The sequence below is a fragment of the Flavobacterium hiemivividum genome, assembly GCF_004349145.1.
Classification (GTDB): Bacteria; Bacteroidota; Bacteroidia; order Flavobacteriales; family Flavobacteriaceae; genus Flavobacterium; species Flavobacterium hiemivividum.
This window is the reverse complement of sequence record NZ_SMFO01000002.1, coordinates 162,567-186,959: the sequence shown is the minus strand read 5'-3', so window position 1 is coordinate 186,959 and position 24,393 is coordinate 162,567. Positions and strand designations below refer to the sequence as shown.

Below are 24,393 nucleotides of genomic sequence, written 5' to 3'. Positions count from 1 at the left end.
AGCTTCTTAAAAAAGCGATAAAATCTAAACTTAAGTTACAAATCATAACTATCTTTGCACTTTCAAAAAAACTATTATGAACATACAAGATATTCCTCAAATCAAACATACCAATAGTGGTAACTTTTTTTTACTCGCTGGGCCATGTGCGATAGAAGGTGAAGAAATGGCGATGCAAATTGCCGAAAAATTAATCGGTATTACTGATAAATTGCAAATTCCTTTCGTTTTTAAAGGTTCGTTTAAGAAAGCAAATCGCTCTAGAATTGACAGTTTCTCTGGAATTGGTGATGAGAAAGCGCTAAAAATTCTTAGAAAAATATCTGAAACTTTTGATGTCCCTACCGTAACTGATATTCATACAAATGAAGATGCAGCGATGGCCGCTCAATATGTGGATGTACTTCAAATCCCAGCTTTTCTAGTTCGTCAAACTGATTTAGTTGTGGCTGCAGCCAATACAGGAAGAGTCGTAAACTTGAAAAAAGGACAATTTATGAGTCCGGAAAGCATGAAACATGCCGTACAAAAAGTTTTGGATTGCAACAATCAAAACGTAATGGTAACAGATCGCGGAACAATGTTTGGTTACCAAGACATGATTGTTGATTACAGAGGAATCCCTACTATGCAGCAATATGCAACGACAGTTTTAGATGTAACACATTCACTTCAACAACCCAACCAAATGGCTGGTGTAACGGGTGGACGACCAGATATGATTGAAACAATTGCCAAAGCAGGAATTGCTGTAGGTGTTGACGGAATTTTTATCGAAACTCATTTTGATCCGGCTAATGCCAAAAGTGATGGAGCAAATATGCTGCATTTAGATTATTTTGAGGCTTTAATGACTAAGCTTGTAGCCATCAGAAAAACGGTTAATTCATTTTAATTTTTACAATTCGTTCATTGAAAAATATATTTTTATACGCGGCATTTACTGCCTTAGTTTTTTCTAATTCGGTTACCGCACAAGAAGAAATCAAAATACAAGATAAATATACGGCCCACAACAAAGGCAAGTTCATTGTTTCATGGGGTGGAAATAGAGAAAGTTACTCTAAATCTGATGTGACCTTTAAGGGAAAAGACTATAACTTCACGATAGATAATCTGAAAGCACAAGACAAACCTAAAGGTTGGCATGTTGATTACATTAACCCTGCAAAAATGACAATTCCTCAGACTAATTTTAGAATGGGGTATTTCATCAATGACCATTACAGCATTGCAATAGGAGTGGATCATATGAAATATGTAATGACCCAAAATCAAACGGCTAACATTACAGGGACTATTGCTGCAAATACTGCTTTTGATGGACAATACAATAATACACCAACTGTTTTGACAGAACAGTTTTTAATGTATGAGCACACGGATGGTTTGAACTATGTGAATACAGAGTTTTCTAGACATGATGATATTTCTTCTATTTTTAAAATTGGTAATACAGATAAAATCCAAGTTAATTTAACGGAAGGTGTTGGTGTTGGAGTATTATATCCTAAGACAAATACAACCCTAATGGGAAAAGAACGCCATGACGATTTTCATATTTCAGGATTTGGAACTTCATTAAAAGCGGGTTTAAACATTACCTTTTTCAAACACTTTTATATTCAAGGAGAATTAAAAGGCGGTTACATAAATATGCAAGATATTCGTACAACTCAAAGTACCGAAGATAGCGCCTCACAAGATTTTTTCTTTTTTCAAAGGATAATTGCAGTTGGAGGTATTTTTAGAATCTAAAAAAAACTGAAGGACAAAAGACCTCAGTAAAATTAAGCACAACATACTTTAATTTTGCTGTACATAAAAAAGAGGCTATCATGTTATGATAGCCTCTTCTTGTATAATATTTTTTAGCTATTTCTAATAAATATTGCTTCTCATTTTATTTGAAATAAGAATTAAATAGTATCAATATTTAAATTATTATTATTTAATTTTGAAAAAACAATTCTTTTTTGCCAGCTAGCGAATTCACGAAATTAGTATTAGCCTGAAAAATAAATAATTAATGCTACAAAGTCCAATGATTAAAAACAAAACGAATACGGATCCTGATGGAATCTATTGCTTTGATAATTTTTTCAACATATCCGCGGATTTAATTTGTATTGCAGGATTTGATGGTTATTTTAAGAGAATAAACTCCGCGGTTTCAATATTATTAGGTTATTCTGATGAAGAATTATATGCCACTCCCATAAGTGATTTCGTTTATAAACCAGACCTGAAAAGTACAATAGAAACTAGAGAACAAGTCTATAATGACAAGCCACTTTTGAACTTTGAAAATAGATATCTCACTAAAAGCGGAAAAATAGTTTGGTTATCTTGGACATCTATGCCTGTATTATCTGAAAGATTAGTTTATGCAATAGCCAAAAATATCACTCATAAAAAAGAAATGGAAGAGGAACGTAATTTACTCCTTGCCAAACTAACACAAATAAACAAGGAACTAACGCTCTTATCACATAAAACCTCACATGATTTAAAGTCACCTGTAAACAACATGCTTTCGGTTTTTAATCTTCTAGATGTTTCTAAAATCTATGATACAGAAACCCTAGAGTTAATAAATATTCTTAAAATTACTAGTGAAAATTTAAAAGAGACTTTAAACAATTCGATTGATGAATTAGTTGTAAATGAGAATTTAAACACTCAAGTTGAAGAGATTAATTTAAGAGAAGCTCTTGATGAAGTACTAATTTCTGTAAATTCTTTAATTAAAGATTCGAAAGCAATTATTGACATTGACTTTTCTGCTTTTGAAACTATTACTTTTAATAAAGCTTACATGAAAAGTATTTTTTTGAATTTAGTAACTAATTCTATTAAATATGCAAAAATAGATCATGTTCCTGTTATTACAATCCAAACTAAAAGGACGGATGGAATGAATCAATTACTATTTTCAGATCAGGGACTTGGTTTTGATATGGATAAAGTGAAAGATAAGATTTTTGGACTGCATCAAAAATTCAGTAACAATAGCGATAGCAACGGCATTGGACTCTATTTAGTGTACAATCATATTACTAGCCTTGGGGGAAAAATTAAAGTAGCAAGTAGCTTAAATGAAGGTGCTAAATTTATTATCACATTCAAAGACTAAACTAGAACAATGGAGTTTATTTATGCTTGATTGTTTTTGAGGAAAAAAATAGTAGCGCGATAAAAAAGATAATTTTTAAAGTAGAAAGCTGTAATGATAAAATTTCCGAAAATACAATCTTCATCTGGTAAATTTTCAGCACTTGAAATACTTCAATATATTGTCTTAATTGGCTTTATACTTTATTTTGGAAAAACACTATTCATCCCACTCAGCTTTTCACTACTAATCAGTTTTATCCTTTTCCCCATTTGCAAGTGGATGGAAAACAAAGGAATCAACAAAATAGGCGCTATTAGTATTTCTATTTTACTTCTAACTTCTTTATTCGGGTTTATAGTTTATTTACTATTTATACAAATCAATGCATTCACAAGTGAGTGGGACTTGTTCAGTAAAAAAGTCATGGAAACTTGGAATCAAGTCAGTATTTCTATTGCAGAGCGCTTTGATGTAACTACTGAAGAGCAAGTTGCATTTTTTAAAAATTACATAAATAATTCGGGAAAAGAAGCTTTTTCACTCCTTCGAAGTTCACTATATTCAATCTCAGAATCCCTGTTTTTTCTTCTAATTATCCCTGTACTTTCAGCCCTTATTCTTTATTACCGTCATCTTTTAGTTAAAGTATTGTACTTAATTTTTCCGTCAGACAAAAAAGAAACGATTTATGAAATTCTAGTTGAAACTATACACGCCTATTACAACTTTGTCAAAGGGATGCTATTAGTTTACTTACTCGTCGGTCTTTTAAATAGTATCGGTCTTTTAATTATTGGCGTACCACATCCATTTATGTTTGGTTTTATAGCCTCCATACTTACCTTTATTCCCTTTGTAGGAATCATAATATCCGCTCTTTTACCCATTGCAGTTTCTTGGATAACCTTTAACTCTATTTGGTATCCGATAGCTGTTATCGTTGTTTTTGTTATTGTCCAAGCCTTGGAGGCGTATATAATCTTTCCATTTACAGTGGGCAGGCGATTAAAAATAAATGCTTTAGTAATCATCATCATTATTACTCTAGGAGGAATATTATGGGGTGCTGCAGGTATGATTCTCTTTGTGCCATTTGCAAGTATCGCAAAACTAATTGCTGATCGTTCCAGTAGATTGAAAACATTATCCGTTCTATTGGGAGAAGGAGATGAAGAAATAAAAGAACCTGATAAAATACAACCTTAATTTATCATAAAATACTACATATCAGATATTTAAAACTATTTACATAAAGTATACTTTATGTCTATTTTTCTCTTTCAAATAGCTAAAAAATGCGTGTCATTTTCCTATCTATTTTTTTGAACAAAGTAACTTTATAATTAAAAAACCACAATCGGTACGATTGTGGTTTTAATTTATTTAAGCTGGTATAAAATTTCTAATTTACAATACCATATTTATCAACCAGATAAATCATAGAAGCCATTGTTCCAGCTCCTAATTCTAATTCTCTTTTATTTACAGCATCAAAGGTGTCATTTCCTGCATGATGATGATCGAAATAACGTTGAGAATCGGGCTTTAAACCCATTTTAATAATCTTTTTAGACGTTAATGGCCCAATGTCAGAACCAGCATGTCCAACAACAAAACTATGTATTAAATAAGGTTCGAATAATTTCTTATAGCTTACTATTTTATCAAAATTTGCAGCGTCACCCTCAATAGAAAAACCTCTAGGCGTAAAGCCTCCTGAATCACTTTCGAAAGCAAGAATATGATTTTCCTTATTCAAAAGTGAAATTTCTTCGTATTTTTTGCCTCCTCTTAGTCCGTTTTCTTCATTCATCCAAAGAACGACACGCAAGGTATTTTTAGGTTTATACCCTAAATTATTAAATATATTTACCACTTCCATACTTTGCACTACTCCTGCTCCATCATCATGTGAGCCATCGGCTAAATCCCAAGAATCCAAATGCCCACCAACAACCATAATATTTTCTGGCGACTCACTCCCTTTTATTTCTCCGATTACGTTATAGGATAAAACGTCATCCATTTGCACGCAAGATTGTTTGAAATAAAATTTTAATTTTGGATTCGATTTTAAAGTTTTCGACAACAATTCAGCTCCGTTTGTGCTTATTGCAGCAGCAGGGATGTATTGCGACTCCGGAATATCACCATATCCTTGAGCACCAGTATGAGGAAAGTCATCTAATCGTAAGTTTAAAGAACGTACAATGGTACCAACGGCTCCAAACTTAGAGGCTTCTGCAGCTCCAGCATACCGTTGATCTCCCGCTCCCGAATAAGCATGAAAAGCTTCAATTTGAGCAGCGTCCATAGCTCTATTGAAGAATACAATTTTCCCCTGAATTTTATCTTTCCCTAGTTCTGCTAATTCTTTCAAACTATTCACTTCAATAACTTCAGCAGTAATTCCTTTTTTAGGAGTAGCAATTGAACCGCCAAGCGCGCAAATAGGAACTGTAATTTTGGTTTTATTATCTAAGATGTACGCTGTTTCTTTTTCTCCTCTTACCCATTTTGGTACCATTACTTCTTGCAGATAAACTCGATCAAAACCGAGCTTTTCCATTTCGGCTTTAGTATATACAACTGCTTTTTCAGCACCCGCTGATCCAGATAAACGAGATCCTATTTTATTAGATAGATGATCTAACCAAGCGTAAGACTTAGAGTTTGTTAAAGCTGAATTGTAGACTTCCTTAAGCATTTGCTCGTCACTTTTTTGTGCCGAAATAGAACTACTAGCTATAAATAATAAGGCAATAAATGTGTTTTTTTTCATTATTGATTGTGGTTAATTCGTATTCTATTTTTATATAATTATTGGTCAGTCAATGATACTAATATAAAAGTCTTTACTTCTTTACAAAGTCATATTCAGAACTAGAAATTTATTCTACGCGTAAAGAAACAAAAATATTCATAGTTTATTGTATTTATAATCTAACAGAAAAAGCCTTTTTAATAAAACTCAATTTTTTACTTCAAAAGCAAGTCATATACTTGATTGGCAATTTCAATTTCTTCATTAGTTGGAATCACCATAATTTTAGTTTTCGAATTCACCGTGTTAATTTCTCGTATTTGTTTCGAACGAACTTCGTTTTTACCATCGTCTAAATCCAGTCCAAAATACTCCATATCAGTACAAACTAATTTTCTAATATAGGACGAGTTCTCCCCTATTCCAGCCGTAAAAATAATGGCGTCTAAACCATTCATTACCGCAGTATAAGAACCAATGAATTTTTTAATTCGGTAGGCGTTCATTTCCAGTGCTAGCTGACATTCCTTATTTCCTTGTTCTGCTTGTGATTCTATATCTCGCAAATCACTGAAACCGGTAAGCCCCAGCATTCCGCTTTCTTTAAGCAATAGATTATTCACTGCATCCAAAGTATAACCTAACGTATTAACCATGTAAAACACAACCGACTGATCTATATCACCGCTTCTGGTACCCATAATAAGTCCGTTAGAAGGTGCAAAACCCAAACTATGATCGATACTAACACCGTCTTTAATCGCGGTCATACTGCAGCCATTCCCCAAGTGAATTGTTATAATTTTACTGCTTTTTTCTAAGTATTCTGCAGCCCTTTCTGAAACGTATTTATGACTCGTTCCGTGAAAACCATAGACTCTAATCTTATTTTCCGTTAATAATTTATTGGGAATCGCATATTTATGTGCTATAACAGGAATCGTTTGATGAAAAGCAGTGTCAAAAACAGCCACTTGTGTAGCTTCTTTAAAAATCTCTTCTGCTACAATTATTCCTTCCAAGTTTGCGGGATTATGGAGAGGTGCCAACTGAGAAAGCTGTTTTATTTTTTCCTTTACGGCCGAATCAATAACAACCGTATTAGAGAAACTAGCGCCACCGTGAACTACGCGATGTCCCACGACATCAATCTCTTGAGTGCTTTTAATTACACCAATACTGGGATCCATCAACAGTTGCGCAATTCTTTCGAGTCCTATTTTGTGGTTCAGAATAGGTTTATTTTCTTCTAAAGATTCAGTATTAGTTTTATAGGTGATATTTGAAGTTTCTAGCCCTATTCTATCGATCATACCGCTACAAATAACAGCTCTTGAAGGCATTTCAATTAATTGGTATTTTATGGATGAACTCCCCGAATTTATTATTACTATTTTCATTTATATTTAATTTAAAGATCAAAAGATTGAAATATTTCAAGATTAAAAGATTATCGTTTACATCATAAAATATTTCAATCTTTAAATAAAAAGCTACAATCCCTGAGCTTGAATTGCTGTAATAACCACCGTATTGATAATATCATCCACTGTACAGCCACGGCTTAAATCGTTTACAGGTTTGTTTAATCCTTGCAACATGGGCCCGATGGCTAATGCTCCGGTTTCTCTTTGCACTGCTTTATACGTATTGTTACCCGTATTCAAATCAGGGAAAATAAGGACACTTGCCTGTCCAGCCACTTCTGAATTTGGCATTTTACTTTGTCCTACAGCCATATCAACTGCGGCGTCATATTGTATCGGTCCTTCAATTTTTAAATCGGGGCGTTTTAATCGCACTATTTCAGTTGCTTTTCTCACTTTTTCTACTTCATCCCCTTTTCCCGAAGAACCAGAAGAATAAGACAGCATAGCCACTTTTGGTTCAATACCGAAAGCTAAACTGGAATCGGCTGAAGAAATTGCAATTTCGGCCAATTGTTCTGCAGTTGGATTCGGATTAATGGCGCAATCGCCAAAAACAGATACTCGATCTTCTAAACACATAAAAAATATTGAAGAAACAATACAACTATCTGGTTTCGTTTTTATGAATTGTAAGGCTGGTAGAATCGTATGTTGGGTGGTATGAGCTGCTCCAGAAACCATTCCGTCCGCATGACCTTTATACACCATCATTGTCCCAAAATACGAGCCGTCTTCCATTAAGTCTTTCGCCATTCCCAAAGTAACATTTTTGTTCTTGCGCAACTCATAATAGGTATTTACATAGTCCTCATAATTCTCAGATTCAATAGGATTGATGATTTTTATTTTCGAAAAATCGAAAGCTATACCTAATTCTGCTACCTTATTTTCAATTTGTTTTTTATTTCCGAGAATAGAAATATCAACTACATTCATAGTTAACAATCGAGAGGCAGCGATAATAATTCGATCGTCATTCCCTTCTGGCAAAACGATATGCTTTCTATGTTTTTTAGCTCTTTTTACTAGGTTGTACTGAAACATTTTTGGAGTCATCCCTTCCGCTTCAAAAGAACTTAGTTTTTTAGCCAAACTATCCAAATCAACATACTTTTCGAAAGTATTAATAGAAGTCTCGATTTTCTGCTTATTATCAGCATAAATCTTAGCTTTGATATCGCCTATTTTATTGGTTATTCGATATGTCCCTTCTTCAACAGAAATAATAGGAACAACACTAGTTAGTCCTTCAATTAATTTAAGAATACTGTCGTCAGGGACTATATTACCCGTCAAAACTATTCCTGCAATGGTTGGGTAATTTGCAGATTCATTGGCTTGCAATGCTCCCAAAATAATATCAGCACGATCACCAGGAGTGATTACTAGCGCATTTTCTTTCAGGTGTAACAAATAGTTGCGCAGCTGCATGGCTCCAACACTAAAATTCCCAATTTGATTATTTAAGAATTCACCACCAAAAAGCACTTTGGCACCTAGTTCATCAACAATTTCTTTAATCGTTGGATTATTCAAACTGTGAATAATTGGAATAGAATTAACCAAAATCTCTTTTGGCAAACTTGCTCTCAAACCATCAGTTACTAATTGAATATTTTCAGGTTGTACTTTATTAGCAATAATTCCCAACACTTCGACTTCCTTTACTCGAAAGGAATCGTATGCCAAATAAAGGCTGTCAACTAACTCATCTAATGTTTTACCAACTCCAGAACCCACAATTATTGTTGGGATCCCTAAGTTTTTAGCGATTAACACATTCATATCGAGTTCGATTACGGTTCCTTCACCGCTAAAACTCGTTCCCTCAACTAAAACAAAATCAAATTGTTCTTCCAGTCGTTTGTATTTATCGATAATTAGATCGAGAACTTCTCCTATTCTACCTTGATTTTTCTTTTTTATCAGCTTGCTTTTGGTAATGGCAAATGCATCTTCAAATGCAATATCCAGACCAAAATGAGAGATTACAGTTTCGATGTGATTGTCTAATTTTCCATCTTCAAAATCCTCAATTATAGGTCTAAAATAACCTACTTTGGCTGTTTTACCAATTAGCATACTCATTAAACCTAGAGTAATAATCGACTTGCCACTATTGTGCTCAGAAGTCGCTATGTATATGGCTTTGTTCATTTTTTGTTTTTAAATTTAATTCTAATATAAATTGAATATTTACCTTCTTTTAGTAGTTAAAACCATCGACGCTTTTTAAAATAAAAAACCATTCCTATTACGATTAAAATCATGACACCAATAACCGTAAAGTATCCATTATGTTGCCTTAGTTCGGGCATATTATCAAAATTCATCCCATAAATTCCAACAATAAAAGTAAGCGGAATAAATATTGCAGATACAATGGTCAATGTTTTCATAATCTCATTCATCTTATGCGTTTGCGAAGAGAAAAAGAAATTAGATGCACTTTCTAACATCCCCATATCTGAGTCAATTTGCTCTAAAAGCTCTAAGCTTTTTTGATGCAATCTCGAAAAATAGCTGAAGGTTTCTAATTCGATAACTTCAAAATCTTCGTCTTCTTTCAAACTTTTAATCGCATACAAGGAATCCCGAAGTGGAACAATCGAACGTTTTAAAAAATTAAAATTATCACGGTGTTTCTCAATTCGCTCCAGAATTTTGGGGTCGGTACTATTCTTAGAAAGATTTATTAATTCTTCGACTTTGTCTTCTTCATTTTCGATAGTGATGTAGAAATTCTCCATAACAGCATCTAACAACAAATACAGTAAAAAATCAGCCTTTTTACTACGAACACTTCCAGCTTGGTTTCTAATTCTTTCCCTTATATGTGAGAAAAAATCACTTCTCTTTTCTTGGAAAGAAATCAGAACATTATTTTTTATTAAAAAACTAATTTGCTCCACACTAATATTATCTGAATTCTCAGCAGGCAGCATGGATTTTATATTAAAAAACAAAGTATCTGGCGATTCTTCCACCTTTGTTCGCCTAGTCGTGTTTAAAATATCAGAAAGCAAAAAATTATCAATCTTGAAAAAAGCTCCTATTGCTTCTATTATTTCAAGTTCATTTAAACCGTGTAGATTCAGCCAATTTGTTTTTTTATCATTAATACAACTCTTTAAGTCGATAATATCAATTTCTTCATATTCAAGAAAGTCTGCAGTGTCATAAACAAATAATTGTAGTTCCGACTCCATCTTTTTGTGCCTTCCGGTATATTCAAGATTATTCGGTTGTACTTTTCTAACTTTTTTAAATTTAATTTTTCTCATGTAAAATTATATATACAGTAATATTACAAAATTCTTTCTTCAATGAATAGTCCCTTAACATTTTTGAAATAAGTGTTACCGATGATTTCATTCGATAATTATTAAAGTAAACAAAGGTATTAAGCCCTCTTCTTGTATACCATGAGATTTATCATGTTGCACAGCTAAAAAAAAACCGAACTATGACTAGCCCGGTTTTAATAAACAAATAAATTTGTATTTTTTAGTTAACTTGTGATTTCACTGCTAAAGTATATATTACTAATCCAAAACCAATTTTATTGATTGCGTCCGCGATATTGTAGACAACATCGATATTACCAGAAGGAATTAATCCGTTGTACCATCCTGTTGTCCCCATCATGTATCCTAATGGGTATATAGCCCAACCTACAAGTACAAACCAACATAATATTTTGTGTGCAGTAAGTACATTTCCACCTGCAGCTTTCGCTAATTTTGAAGCTTCACCTAACCATATCTCGTAAACGATTAAGAAATAAGCTACTCCTGAAACTGCTCCCCAAAAAGCGGCGGCTTCCGTGAAGACGACTTCACCAAAGTAACCAGTAATCAACATTATTAGAGAATAAATAATCATCTTCCATAACAAAGATTGCTTAGCTCCCGCTATTTTCAATATTAAATAAAACTCAACACACATTAATGGCACTGTCAATACCCAGTCAACATAACGGAAAAAGGTAGGTGATTCTCCAAATGCGGCCCAATAATCTCTCATGTAGAAATAATGAACTGCAGCAATAAAAGTAATTAAACCCGAAACTAAGACTGAAGTACGCCACTTTTTATCAAATTGACTAAGTGATAGAAAGAAAAATGCAGATGCGGCCATCATTGCCATGCACCCTACGAAAAAAGTGAATCCTACGTAGTCTGTAGGAGATAACTTTGCAACCATTCCTGAAATAAACATAAAATTTGTCATAATTAAAGGTTAAAGGTTAAAGGTTAAAGGTTATTTGTTTAATCAAATATAAGTAATGTTAAACAAATAAATTACATTTTGTTCCATTGTTTTTGTTTAATTTTAAACAAATTTAAATTAATCATGCTTAGATACACAAATATTGCAATCGTAGCAAGCTTTTTTTGCTTATGGCTCACCTCCTTTTTTCCAACAGAAGTTCAAATAGTAATTGGTTTTTTACTCATTTTTAGCTTTGGAATTTTACATGGTGCTAATGATTTACTTATAATTCAGAGTACAAACGATTCTCACAACAGAATTTCATTTAAAAAAATATTAACCTATTATGTTCTTGTAGTTTTATTTGGGGTACTGCTATTCTATTTAATACCTATGCTAGCCTTAATTCTTTTTATTTTTGTTAGTGCCTTTCACTTTGGCGATCAGCAAGGCTTGTATTTGGATTTTAAAGTCTCAAAATTTCTCTTGATTGTTTATCCTTTTATTTACGGAATCATTATATTGTATTTGTTATTTTACTTTCATTCTAATGAAGTTGAAGTGATCGTAACTGAGATTATACGATTTAAAGTCCCTACGTTATATATAAATGAAATCCTCTTGACTAGCGGATTGATCTTTCTAAGTATAAGTGCTTATTTTTATTGGAATTTTGAATCCTTTCGAAAAAAATTACAGGCAGAATTATTTTTTCTTGTGGTTTTTGCGGTCATATTCAAAACTTCCAGTTTAATATGGGGATTTGCAATCTACTTTATCATTTGGCATAGCATTCCTTCTATAATTGACCAAATAATATTCATTTATGGTTCTTTTAACTTTAGCCTATTCATAGCCTACTGCAGGAATGCCTTTGTATATTGGTTGGTTTCATTATTGGGAATTGGACTTCTCTATTTCCTATTTAGAGATAAAGAAATATTTAATGCTCTGTTTTTCTCTTTTCTTGCAGCTATCACATTTCCACACGTATTAGTAATTCTGAAAATGATGCATAAAAAAAATACAAAAAGCGCATAAAAAAACCGAGCTATTTCTAGATCGGTTTTTTGTATTATATAGTAGAGATGCGCCGAAGTGCATCTCTACAGAAAATAATTATTTTACTTCTTCGTAATCTACGTCTTGAACATCGTCTCCTTGCGCTTCAGCTTGTGGCTGTGCAGCACCTTGACCTTGTTCTCCTTGAGCGTACATTGCTTCAGTAGCAGTTTTCCAAGCAGCATTGATATTATCAAGCGCAGTTTGGATTGCAGGAATGTCTTGAGATTGGTGAGCCATTCTCAATTCAGTTAATGCATATTCTACAGCTACTTTGTTTTCGTCAGATAATTTATCCCCTAACTCTTTCAATTGAGTTTCAGTTTGGAAGATCATTCCATCTGCTTCGTTCAATTTTTCAGCTCTTTCTCTTGCGATTTTGTCAGACTCAGCGTTAGCTTCAGCATCTTGTTTCATTTTTTCGATTTCTTCAGATGTTAATCCAGAAGAAGCTTCGATACGAATATCGTGAGATTTTCCAGTTCCTTTATCAGTTGCCGAAACTTTGATGATACCATTAGCATCAATATCAAAAGTTACTTCAATTTGTGGAACCCCTCTTGGAGCTGGTGGTAAACCATCTAAATGGAAACGACCAATTGTTTTATTATCAGCAGCCATTGCTCTAGCTCCTTGCAATACGTGAATTTCAACTGTTGGTTGAGAATCTGCAGCAGTAGAGAATACTTGTGATTTTTTAGTTGGAATAGTAGTATTAGACTCAATAAGAGTTGTCATAACACCCCCCATAGTTTCGATACCTAAAGATAAAGGTGTAACGTCAAGTAACAATACATCTTTTACATCTCCAGAAAGAACTCCACCTTGAATAGCTGCTCCAATTGCAACAACTTCATCAGGGTTAACTCCTTTAGACGCTTTTTTACCAAAGAATTTTTCAACTTCTTCAGCAATTCTTGGCATACGAGTAGAACCTCCAACAAGAATCACTTCGTCAATATCAGAAACCGTTAAACCTGCATCTTTCAATGATTTAGCAACTGGTGCCATAGAACGTTTTACTAATGCGTCAGTTAATTTCTCAAATTGAGCTCTAGTTAATTTTTTAACTAAGTGTTTTGGTCCTGAAGCTGTAGCAGTTACGTATGGTAAGTTGATTTCAGTTTCAGCAGAAGAAGATAATTCAATTTTTGCTTTCTCAGCAGCTTCTTTCAAACGTTGCAAAGACATTGGATCTAAACGTAAATCAATACCTTCTTCAGCTAAGAAATCAGCAGCTAACCAGTCAATAATTTCGTGGTCAAAATCATCTCCACCAAGGTGAGTATCACCATTTGTAGACAATACTTCAAAAACTCCGTCTCCTAATTCAAGAACAGAGATATCAAATGTACCTCCACCTAAATCGTAAACAGCAATTTTTTGATCTTTTCCTTTTTTATCAAGACCGTAAGCTAAAGCTGCAGCTGTAGGCTCGTTGATAATACGCATAACTTTAAGACCTGCAATTTCACCAGCTTCTTTAGTCGCTTGACGTTGTGAATCATTAAAGTAAGCAGGAACAGTAATAACTGCCTCAGTAACTGTTTGACCTAAATAGTCTTCAGCAGTTTTTTTCATTTTTTGAAGTGTCATTGCTGACAATTCTTGTGCAGTGTATAAACGACCATCAATATCAACACGTGGTGTATTGTTGTCCCCTTTTACTACTTTGTAAGAAACTCTTTTTGCTTCAGCCGTAACTTCAGAAAAAGAATGACCCATAAAACGTTTAATAGAAGCAATTGTTTTGGTAGGATTTGTTACCGCTTGTCTTTTTGCAGGATCTCCCACTTTAATCTCTCCACCTTCAACAAAAGCGATGATAGATGGTGTTGTTCTTTTTCCTTCTGCATTAGGGATAACAACTGCTTCGTTACCTTCCATTACAGAGACACAAGAGTTTGTCGTACCTAAATCAATTCCGATTATTTTACCCATTTTTAATATATTTAATTTATTGTATACTTATTTTTATAACTTGATGACTCTAAAGCAATCTTTGTGCCAAGCCAAAAGCTCCTTATTAATTGTCAGTTTATGTTAAAATGGCGGAAAATAATCTGCCAACATGACATTTTGAATTGACTGACATTGAAAAAATAGTGCAGTCTGAGTGGCAGTTTAAGTTAAATATTTAAAAGCTATTCCTATATTATCTAATTAATCATCTTAGTCCAATTTTTATTTCAATCCCTTAACAAGAGTATTTGTGGTTTACAACATATACCCCATAAATGAAGTACTACAACCCAAATTTCATACTTCATAAAAAAAGTTTCCTACATTTGATAAAAATGAATAATGAGAGATTTCATAATAACCGATAGCAGCATTACTTTTTTAAAAAATCTAGAGAAGAATAACAATAGAGACTGGTTTACTGAAAATAAAACACAATATACTACAGCACAAAATAACATTATCGCTTTTGCTGACCAACTTATACTTCTAATGAATTCTCACGACGCCATCGAAAATGCTTCTGGTAAAAAAAGTCTGTACCGAATCTATAATGATGTTCGATTTAGTAAAAACAAATTGCCTTATAAACCTCGTTTTGCAATAGGATTACAACGAGCTACCTCCTTAAAAAGAGGTGGGTATTATTTGAATATCCAACCCGAAAATAATTTTCTAGCATGCGGTTTTTTCTCACCTAATCCAGATGACCTAAAAAGAATAAGAAAAGATATCGAACTAAATCATGACGCCTGGCGTGAAATTTTTAACTCTAAATCAATAAAGGAAAATTTCACAGAGTTGGCTGGCGATAAAGTTCTAACGTCTCCAAGAGGGTTTTCAAAAGATCATGAAGCAATCAATTTAATACGGCACAAGCAATTTATCTTGAGACATCATTTTACTGATCAAGAAGTAGTTGACCCAGATTTCATAAACAAGGTAAACGAATTATTTAAATCGGTACGCCCGTTTTTTGACTATATGAGTCTTGTACTTACAACTGATTTAAATGGAGAAAGCAAAGTTTAAAACCAGCTTCGGGATAAGATTTAAAATAGGAATCCCCCAGATTCTAATGCTTTATTTTTAATTTTCAAACACATTCTAGCAAGTCTTTTTACTATTTTTTTATTACTTTTAAATTTTTAAAGAAAGATTTTTTACTCAAAGGCGCCCTAGATAGTTCTTAATATTTGTAGAACGCTTAAACCTTTAAAAACTTTTTTTATAAAAATTAGTAATTAAAATACTGCTCTAATAAACGAGATAAAATACAATTTAGATTAGAGCATTGTAAGATAATATATCAAATTAGTCAAAATGAATAATGATACCACTACTAACATCTTTGAGTCTATAGTTACTGACTCAAGTTGTGATAGCAAAATAAAGATTGCCGGTTTTTTACCTCATATAAATTCCCGTTTAGACTCTACCTTAATGAAGTACACGCCTATTTGCGATTCTAGTATTCCATTTAGAGACTTAACTGATTCAGCAACAAAACGAGAAAGTATCGCTCGCCTAATCGATAAACTAGATGTAACTACAAACATTCGATATAAAAGAACAGTCGAAGATACTTATTGTAACGTATACTCTTATGATTTCTGTTATTTCTCTAAAGTTTACCTACCTACAGTTTGGTGGACAGACGACGCAATCAAAAAAATACTTGACGGGCAAAATGTAGAAGCCGTTTATGGTGAAACTGTAGAAACAATTTATTCTAGTGCGATCCACGATTGGTTTTTGAAATGGGGAGAAAGTTTTGGCTGGAAAAGGATATACAACCTTGACGAAATGCAAAACAAAGTAAATACTAACGGAGGTGTAGGAATAATTTGCGCCAAAAGAAAACAAAAAGGACTCTCCGGACATATCGTTCCTGTTGTACCAGAAACAGTAGTAAAAAAAGCATATCGAGAAAATGGTGTTGTTGTGTATCCTTTGCAATCACAAGCGGGAAAATTGAATTACAACTACTTCGCCAAAGCTAGAAAAGATTGGTGGAATAATGCACTTTATTCTTCCTCTGTTTTTTACTATCATGACTAAATAAGCTTATCATTAATTGGATAAAATCAACACTTATTTGCGTCTTCAAAACCATGACAACTTTAAGAATAAAAACAGCTCGAAAACAAAAATAAAATCAACTAGCCCCCTTGTTTTAATTATTTTAAAATCAATATATTGAACGATTATAACTTTAAATAAATTTATTTTTCATTTTAAATAACATTTAAATAAAAACTTCTTGCTTTTTCGTTATTTTTCATTCAATTATCTAGTTGGAAATAACATTATTTTTAAGTACTTTTGCACTTTGGAAAATGACAAGAATAGCAAAAACTATAATTCGGCTTTCCTCCTGCTTAAATCATTGATATAAAATAAATTACATACAGTACATATTTTATAATTACAGTACAAAATTTTATTTTTTCAACGGTTGTTTTAGGGGTATAAACACTAAAATTTTAGAATTGGAATCAATTCTTGTAAATTAAAAGTACAAAGCGCTTTATAATTGCGAATTCAAAAAAAACAAAACAGAATAAACCACTGTTTTTAAAGGACTTAAACCTTAAAAATTCTTGTTTTAAAGTCAAAAAAGAATAACTATAAAGATTAATTAACATATTAAAGAACTACTTGTATAAATGAAAGTAAATCACACAGCAAAATATTACTGGGGAATTGGATTAGAAAACGAAACCTACATGCAATTTGAAGAATCCTTAATAGTATCTGGTGAATTTATACAAGAAAAAATTGGTTTTGAGAAATATAGTATTGATTATAGAAAATGCTATAAGCCAGAAAGCTTAGCTCCTTTATTGAAGAAAGCTTTCACTTTAGACAAAGAATACAAAGTAAGTAGAATGATTAATAGTCATTCCTTAGAAAAGCTTGATATTAACTTCCAGCATAAAACAATTCCGGCAGTACTTGCAATTGCGACCAGTAACGAAATTACTGAAGCAAAACCCGAGCCGATTGACAATCCTGAATATCTTGGAAAATCTATCATGGAAACTTTTCTTGAAAATCAGCCGTATAATATTCAAAGTATGATTACCCAAAGAGAAAAAACTATGGGATCTGTGCATTTTGATGGTGATTCTATCGAATTTGTAACAAAATATTTTGAAAACAGAACCATCGTTGGCTCTTGTAATGAGTTAAAAGCTACCAAAAAGTTATTTCTCGATAAAATCAATGAGTCAGGTGTTCTAAATGAAAAATTATCTTTTCCAGATTATAATAATGGTCTTAATATGTTTATGACAAATCAAGAAAACCTTGTTTTGTTTAATAACGGAACTTACCATTTTCATATTACTTTACCTACTCTTACAGAAAATAGCCGCATTGTAGATTACGATACTTTCGATAAAACACATGCTAATGCTATTTATTTATTACAATGGTTTGAGCCTTTCTTTATAGCGACTTTAGGAAGTCCAGATATTATGGGAGTGATCAGCGATACCTATGATATGGATGAAAATTTCACAATGGGATCTATGCGAAATGCCATGTCTCGTTATATTGGCGTAGGAACTTATAATAAGGCAATGCCAAGAGGAAAAATTCTTACTTACAAGGTCGATGATTTTAGAAAACTACTAAATTTTGAAAAAGAAGATAACATCTGGTGGAGAGACCGAATAGAATTGGAAATGGAATACCAACTACTTCCAGAAGTTGGTCTTGATTTCAATCAGGAAAAGATGTATCAAAGTGGTTTCGAATTTAGAAGTTTTGATGAGTTTCCAGCAGAGTATTTAAATGATGTTCTACATGCTATTGTTTTAATCTGTGAGCATTCTTTAAGCCTTCCTGATGTTAAATGGGGACATGATAGCGTAGCTTGGAATAATTTAGTTTATAAAACTTTAAAATACGGTTACTTAACAGAAATTGATGAGGCCGAAAAGAAAGAGCTGTTGGATTTACTACAATTACTTAATCCAGCCGACACTAATTATGATAATCTTAAAGCTCAATTTGACGCTATAGTATTGCTCGACGCGTTTTTCTTTAAAATTTTAGAAGTTTTACACGACAAATATAAAGACGACAATGTATGTATTGATTCCTTATATGGTCAAAAAACAAGCTATGCTCCAAAATGGGATAATTTTAATAAATACCAAATAGAACAACATAAACTTCAAATTGATTCTTATTTAAATCCTAAAAGCAGCAGTTACAGTCGTATAAAAAATCATAAAAACAAGTTGAAAGTATAGCTAGAATAATCCTAAAGTTATAAAGATCGTGTAATCGACAAATTATAGATTCAAATTCCAAATAAGTTATTGGAATTACCGAAAATATAGACGAACTCATTACGAAAAACGGACTATAATTAATCAATTTTCAAACTTATAAATTAAAAACTAAAAGTAATGTTTACCCTAGAGCAAATTAAACTAGCACACGATAAAGTACAAACCGGAAGTGATTTTCCAATTTATATTCAAGACTTAATCAATTTAGGTGTAAAAGGATATGATACTCATGTCAATGACGGACGCGTTTCTTATTATGGCAACAAGGAGTATGCTGTAAGTACGGATAAAAAATACAACCTTCTTAGAATTGCGCCAATGGCTAATAAAGAACGTTTCATCGAGTTTCTAGTGATGCATCAAGGCGGACAAAGCGATTATTTTACTTTTTGCCAACAGGCGGCTCAATCTGGAATCGCTAACTGGCGTATTGATATTATCGAAATGACTTGTACTTACTATGATACAGCTGGAGATGCCATCATCATCGAAAAAATACCTGCTTAATTATCTGGTTTTAATATACTAAGCATTTTTATAACGAGACTTCTATCAATTCTATTTTAGATTTAAAAAAAAAGTAAATTACAGTCATAAAAAAAACGGGATTAAATCCCGTTTTTTTTATTTATAGTCTATTAAGTGATTCTTAAAACTTAAAGTTTACACCCGCTGTAAATGTTGTTCCGCTGTAACCAAATTGGTTAACTTCCCATGGGTATTTAAAACGACCTCCTAAATCAGTAGCAACATCTCCTTTTGGATCCAATTCATCTGGATACACATTAAATAGATTGTTTACCATCACATTAGCTGAAAGTGTAGATGTAAATTTATAAGCAACTCCTAAATCTGTAATAACTTTTCCTGCAAAAGTTTGATCTTTGGAGACATCAGTAGCATGTTGCCATGACACTTCTCCAAAATAAGTATTATTAAAAATAAACGTTGTTTTGTTCAAATCATAATTAGCTCCTAACAAAACTTTTGTATTAGGTCTTGCACTTAAGATTCTACCTTGCTCTTTACGGTTAAAAATATCGTATCCGTTCGCTTTCAAAATCGATGGCGTAGCAATTTGTCCGTCAATTTTAGTTTTAGCAAATGTAGATGCTAAACTAAGTCCAAGTTTACCCGTTCCTATTTCAAGGTTTTTGTAATTCAAAACAACATCAACACCATTAGTTATTGTATTAACTGCATTGATAAAAAACTTCATACTTGTGATATCATTATCAAGCAATACTCTTTCAACCGGGTTTGTTGTATTATCATCGCCGTCAAATCCTACTTCTCCAGAAAATAATACACGGTCTTTCACTTTAATATTGTAGAAATCTAGCGAAGCAGAAAAATTAGCACCTGATCTAAAAGTAATACCACTTGAAAGATTTTGTGATTTTTCAGCGTGCAATTGAGGAACTCCAAGTCCTCTCACTGCTGGATCCACATTGTTAAAAGTTCCCTGATTAGAAATTGTACCACCAGAAACTAAGGTTTGAATGTTACTCAAATAGATTTGGTGTAAAGCAGGAGCTCTAAATCCTGTGCTATAAGATGCACGTATAGCAACATCATCATTAAGCTTGTAACGTGAGTTTACTTTCCAAGAAAAGTTATCTCCAAAATCTGAATATTTCTCATATCTTAAAGATCCTCCTATCAAAAAAGCCTCTGTCATATCGTAATCTAAAGTGGTATAAATACCAAAGTTGTTACGATCTTCATTTAATGCATTCGAAGGTTGAATTCCAGGGAATGACTGTGCACCACCTCCGGCATAAGATTCTGGTTGACCTGCTCTAGCTTCGTATCTTTCTTTTCTTAATTCAGTTCCAAAACCGAAGGTTACCTTATCAAAAGTTCTAGAAAAATCAGCATTTCCTACTAATTGACTAAAAGTATAACCACCTACTTCAAATTCTGTAGGACTGTTTGCGCCCAAAGATACATTTAATGTATTTCCTACTATATAATCCACTTTATTAGAACCTGCTGTTAAACTGAAATCAGCATTAAAACCTAATATGTTAGATTTTATTCCAATAGATCCAAGATTATCAAATACATCCGTATTAAATGTAGGTTGGAAACCATTATAAGTTGTACCCGCTTCATGTAATAAATTATTCGGATCTGAAACCCAGTATGGCGCTCTGTACAAAGCAAAACTTGTTCCTTTTCTAATATTTATATCTCCAAAAGCATACAGTGTCGTTTTATCCGAAAGTGGGTATTCGGCATTAACAACAAAGGCTCCCATTTTAGAATCTGGTTGCCCAATATTCATTCCTAAGTCAGGATTTCTACTTAACCAATCTCCCCATGTTGGATCGTTTGCTTCAACTTCAAATAAACCGTCTCTTCCAGGTCTCCCTGCTCTGTTCGTTTTATTTTGGTCTAAGTAAGAAATATTAAAATTCACAAAACCTTTGTCAGCAATTTTAAATCCTGAGTTAAGATCTGCTCCAAAATTGAAACCATCTCCTTCAGAAGTTACTCCCGATGTAAGATTTACTTCAGTAAAATTAGTTTGTTTTTTCAAGATAATATTCACTACTCCTGCAATGGCGTCTGAACCATATTGAGACGAAGCTCCATCACGAAGTACTTCTACTCTTTCGATAGCAGAAAATGGAATACTTTTCATATCTGTTCCTACTTCTCCTTTACCTGGAGTATCGTTGATGTACACTAAAGCACTTTGATTTTTTCTTTTTCCGTTTACTAATACCAAAGTACGACTCGGGCCTAAACCACGTAAATCTGCTGGGTCAAAATGCGCAGTCGCGTCAGAAACCGCTTGACTACTTGAGTTAAATGACGGAATTTTATAAGCTAACATTTTATCAAATGTTACCTGCCCGCTTGATTTAAGATCTTCTGCATACAACTTATCGATTGGTACAGCTGAATTTAATACACTTCTCACTTTTGATCTGTTTCCCGTTACAACAACCTCATCTAGGCTGTTATTAGGGCTTAACTTAAAAGTGATAGCTGCACCATCACTAGTCACCTCGATACTTTTGTTTTGAAATCCAACATACTTTGCGATTAATGTAACTGGAAATCCCTTTACCTTAATTTCAAAATTACCGTTGCCGTCTGTGGTGACTCCGGTAGAAGTTACCTTTTCAACAACATTAGCATACGGCAACGCTTGTCCATTCTCATCCAATACAATCCCTTTGATTGATTGGGCATTTAGCACTGTGGGCATTATTATCATAAATAACACTCCTAAAAAAAAATGGTTAAATCTCATAAATAGTCTTTTTGGTTTTTTAATAACATTATAGATTCCAAATCTATTCTTTTTTGTTAAATAAACCTTAAAAAATCATTTTTTTTATTTAAATAAAAGTGAAATTATCTATTAACCATTTATAGCGGAAACCCTTATAATTAATACTAATTACATACATAAACAGTCATTAAAACACTCCGTAGACACAAATAGTCGAATCAAACAAAAATTAAGTTTTGTAAATTGATTCTTATGGCGTTTTTTAATTAAAGAGGACTTTATAAAATGAATTCCAAACTAAGAATATATTTCAAGTTCTTGCTTGTGTTTAATTTCCTTAAATATTTATATAGAAAGATTTACGGACACGCAATAAAGTGTCCGTAATTTCAAGAAAAAAATTGAAGTTTAGTTTATTACCAGGGGATCGGGTTGTAATCTTTTAAGAATTTTCCACACCAATGCTTTCCTGTATTTATACCGTCAAACAAAGGATCCATTACTCGTGCAGCGCCATCAACAATATCGAGAGGTGGCTGAAAATCTTCTAGTTCTTGTTTCTTTTTGGCAAGTTCTGCAGGATCTTCGTCAGTTACCCAACCCGTATCTACAGCGTTCATGAATATTCCGTCTTTTGCCAATTCCCCTGCGGCGGTGTGTGTTAGCATATTCAAAGCCGCTTTGGCCATATTAGTATGAGGGTGACGAGCTTCTTTAAAAAAGCGATGGAACTTGCCTTCCATGGCCGAAACATTTATGATGTGCTTTTTTCCTGTATTGTCTTTCTTCATTATTTCCGAAAGTCGATTGCATAATACAAATGGCGCTACTGAATTGACAAGTTGTACTTCAATCATTTCTGTGGTTTCGATTTGTCCTAATCGCAATCGCCAGCTGTTCGTTTTTCTTAAATCTACTTGCTGTAAATCGGCATCCAACTCCCCTTCTGGAAATACTTCATTGGCTACTAATGTATTATCAAAACTATACGGAATCTGAGATAATTTGGCGGAAGCCCGTAAACCAATACCAGGTTCCGGTCCGTGCCAAGTAACCGGCATATTCTGATTAGAAGAAGCTCCAGAAGTCAATACTTTTAATTCCTGTAAACAATCAGTATGGTCTAATAATAAATTTTGCGCTTGTTTTGGTAAGTCACTTATTGGCAGTTCTTCATTAGCCATTAAATGAGTATAAAATCCCGCTGGTCGTCTCACGGTTTGTGCCGCATTATTGATAAGAATATCGAGACGCTCGTATTTTTGTTCTATAAAATTGCAAAAAATCTCCACGCTAGGAATATGTCGTAGATCTAATCCATGAATTTTTAAGCGGTGTCCCCACTCCATAAAATCTTCTTCTTTAGAAAAACGCAAAGCTGAATCCACTGGAAAACGAGTAGTGGCAATGACGGTTGCTCCTCCACGAAGCAGCATTAGTGTAATATGATATCCAATTTTTAATCTAGAACCTGTTATAATCGCAATTTGTCCCTTTACATCTGCTGTTTGGAAACGTTTGGCGTAATTAAAATCTCCACAATCTGTACACATTGTATCGTAAAAGTGATGCATTTTAGTAAATGGAGTTTTGCACACATAACAATTTCTAGGAGTTTCTAGTTCTAACTGTTCTTTGCTAGCAAGATCATTATATGCCAAAAGTTTTGGCGCAACAAATATACTTGCTTCTCGAGCGTGACGTATTCCAGTTTCTTTACGAGCGGTTTTGTCTTGCTTTTCTTTTTTGCGCTTGGCTACTAACCTACCGTCTTTTTTACGTCTCGAAAGTTCGTCGCGATCTGGTCTCGAAAACATTCCTGCCGCTTTAATCAAAGCCGTTCTTTTATCTTTTTCAATATCGAAAATCTCGTCGGTATTCGAATTTAATTGCGCCAATATGGCGATGCATCTATCAATTTCATCTGAAGTTATTGCGGTCTTAGGCATTATTTCATCTTTCGTCATCATAAAAAACGGGGATCAGTCTTGGCAAAAATACCAAAGCGCAAATATAGTTTTAAAATCATTGTCGTTCTCGCTTTTTTTCTGATAGTCTAAACAGTAGATTTAGCCTCTTTATACCACTGGTATTCGACAGCTTAATTTAGACAACACGAAACTTTTCTCGTTGTTCCTTCACAAAGATTGTTCATCAAATACAAAGTTGCTATTTTTCATAAAAACTCCTTTTTTTCTTATCTTCGCAATCGCAATTTTCAGGTACACATCGCGATTTGGCTGTGGTGAAAACCAACTTTTGCAAAATAAAAAATTAAATAGAAA

17 protein-coding genes are annotated in these 24,393 nt (G+C 33.2%); 9 read left to right on the top strand and 8 right to left on the bottom strand.

All coding sequences use genetic code 11. The annotated features are described in order from the left end of the window. Positions 1-76 precede the first annotated feature (76 nt). From kdsA to E0F98_RS04775, 4 genes are all read left to right on the top strand, one after another. Positions 77-895: a 3-deoxy-8-phosphooctulonate synthase gene (gene kdsA, locus E0F98_RS04790; protein ID WP_132109475.1), complete on the top strand. Its 819-nt coding sequence runs from the start codon at positions 77-79 to the stop codon at positions 893-895. A gap of 17 nt (positions 896-912) precedes the next feature. Beyond that, entirely contained in the window at positions 913-1,758 is an 846-nt protein-coding gene (locus E0F98_RS04785) for a hypothetical protein (RefSeq protein ID WP_132109474.1), read from the top strand. 271 nt (positions 1,759-2,029) lie between these two features. Beyond that, on the top strand, positions 2,030-3,136 hold the full coding sequence (locus E0F98_RS04780) for a PAS domain-containing sensor histidine kinase (RefSeq protein WP_243699197.1): 1,107 nt from the start codon (positions 2,030-2,032) through the stop codon (positions 3,134-3,136). A 93-nt stretch (positions 3,137-3,229) separates the two neighbouring features. Beyond that, entirely contained in the window at positions 3,230-4,324 is a 1,095-nt protein-coding gene (locus E0F98_RS04775; RefSeq protein ID WP_132109473.1) for an AI-2E family transporter, read from the top strand. Positions 4,325-4,520: 196 nt separating this feature from the next. On the opposite strand, the gene E0F98_RS04770 is transcribed toward E0F98_RS04775, so the two are convergent. The 5 genes from E0F98_RS04770 to E0F98_RS04750 all read right to left on the bottom strand — a co-directional run bounded on the left by E0F98_RS04770 (position 4,521) and on the right by E0F98_RS04750 (position 11,545). Next, on the bottom strand, positions 4,521-5,900 hold the full coding sequence (locus E0F98_RS04770; RefSeq protein WP_132109472.1) for a M28 family peptidase: 1,380 nt from the start codon (positions 5,898-5,900) through the stop codon (positions 4,521-4,523). 197 nt (positions 5,901-6,097) lie between these two features. Beyond that, the gene (locus E0F98_RS04765; protein ID WP_132109471.1) at positions 6,098-7,282 is read right to left on the bottom strand and encodes an acetate/propionate family kinase; all 1,185 of its coding nucleotides are present in this window, start codon (positions 7,280-7,282) and stop codon (positions 6,098-6,100) included. Between the two features lie 93 nt (positions 7,283-7,375). Continuing rightward, positions 7,376-9,469 carry a phosphate acetyltransferase gene (gene pta / locus E0F98_RS04760; protein WP_132109470.1) on the bottom strand — a complete coding sequence of 698 codons (2,094 nt, stop codon included), beginning with the start codon at positions 9,467-9,469 and terminating at the stop codon, positions 7,376-7,378. A 56-nt stretch (positions 9,470-9,525) separates the two neighbouring features. Beyond that, a complete protein-coding gene (gene corA, locus E0F98_RS04755; RefSeq protein WP_132109469.1) occupies positions 9,526-10,596 on the bottom strand; it encodes a magnesium/cobalt transporter CorA in 1,071 nt (356 codons plus the stop codon). Between the two features lie 223 nt (positions 10,597-10,819). Beyond that, a complete protein-coding gene (locus E0F98_RS04750) occupies positions 10,820-11,545 on the bottom strand; it encodes a bacteriorhodopsin-like (RefSeq protein ID WP_132109468.1) in 726 nt (241 codons plus the stop codon). 123 nt (positions 11,546-11,668) lie between these two features. On the opposite strand from E0F98_RS04750, the gene E0F98_RS04745 reads away from it, so the two are divergent. Then, positions 11,669-12,568 carry a Brp/Blh family beta-carotene 15,15'-dioxygenase gene (locus E0F98_RS04745; protein WP_132109467.1) on the top strand — a complete coding sequence of 300 codons (900 nt, stop codon included), beginning with the start codon at positions 11,669-11,671 and terminating at the stop codon, positions 12,566-12,568. 78 nt (positions 12,569-12,646) lie between these two features. On the opposite strand, the gene dnaK is transcribed toward E0F98_RS04745, so the two are convergent. Next, entirely contained in the window at positions 12,647-14,530 is a 1,884-nt protein-coding gene (dnaK, locus tag E0F98_RS04740) for a molecular chaperone DnaK (RefSeq protein ID WP_132109466.1), read from the bottom strand. A gap of 363 nt (positions 14,531-14,893) precedes the next feature. On the opposite strand from dnaK, the gene E0F98_RS04735 reads away from it, so the two are divergent. The 4 genes from E0F98_RS04735 (at position 14,894) to E0F98_RS04720 (ending at position 19,365) form a co-directional block, all read left to right on the top strand. Further along, positions 14,894-15,583: a DUF2461 domain-containing protein gene (locus E0F98_RS04735; RefSeq protein ID WP_132109465.1), complete on the top strand. Its 690-nt coding sequence runs from the start codon at positions 14,894-14,896 to the stop codon at positions 15,581-15,583. Between the two features lie 291 nt (positions 15,584-15,874). Beyond that, a complete protein-coding gene (locus E0F98_RS04730; protein ID WP_132109464.1) occupies positions 15,875-16,612 on the top strand; it encodes a hypothetical protein in 738 nt (245 codons plus the stop codon). A 608-nt stretch (positions 16,613-17,220) separates the two neighbouring features. Beyond that, positions 17,221-18,816, top strand: a complete 1,596-nt coding sequence (locus tag E0F98_RS04725; protein WP_132109463.1) for a hypothetical protein — start codon at positions 17,221-17,223, stop codon at positions 18,814-18,816. Positions 18,817-18,975: 159 nt separating this feature from the next. After that, entirely contained in the window at positions 18,976-19,365 is a 390-nt protein-coding gene (locus E0F98_RS04720; RefSeq protein WP_132109462.1) for a DUF1398 domain-containing protein, read from the top strand. Positions 19,366-19,507: 142 nt separating this feature from the next. On the opposite strand, the gene E0F98_RS04715 is transcribed toward E0F98_RS04720, so the two are convergent. Together E0F98_RS04715 and E0F98_RS04710 are read right to left on the bottom strand one after the other, a co-directional pair. After that, positions 19,508-22,126 (bottom strand): TonB-dependent receptor, encoded by a 2,619-nt coding sequence (locus E0F98_RS04715; protein WP_165929286.1) that lies wholly within the window; start codon positions 22,124-22,126, stop codon positions 19,508-19,510. 398 nt (positions 22,127-22,524) lie between these two features. Continuing rightward, on the bottom strand, positions 22,525-24,075 hold the full coding sequence (locus tag E0F98_RS04710; RefSeq protein WP_132109694.1) for an SDR family NAD(P)-dependent oxidoreductase: 1,551 nt from the start codon (positions 24,073-24,075) through the stop codon (positions 22,525-22,527). Positions 24,076-24,393 lie beyond the last annotated feature (318 nt).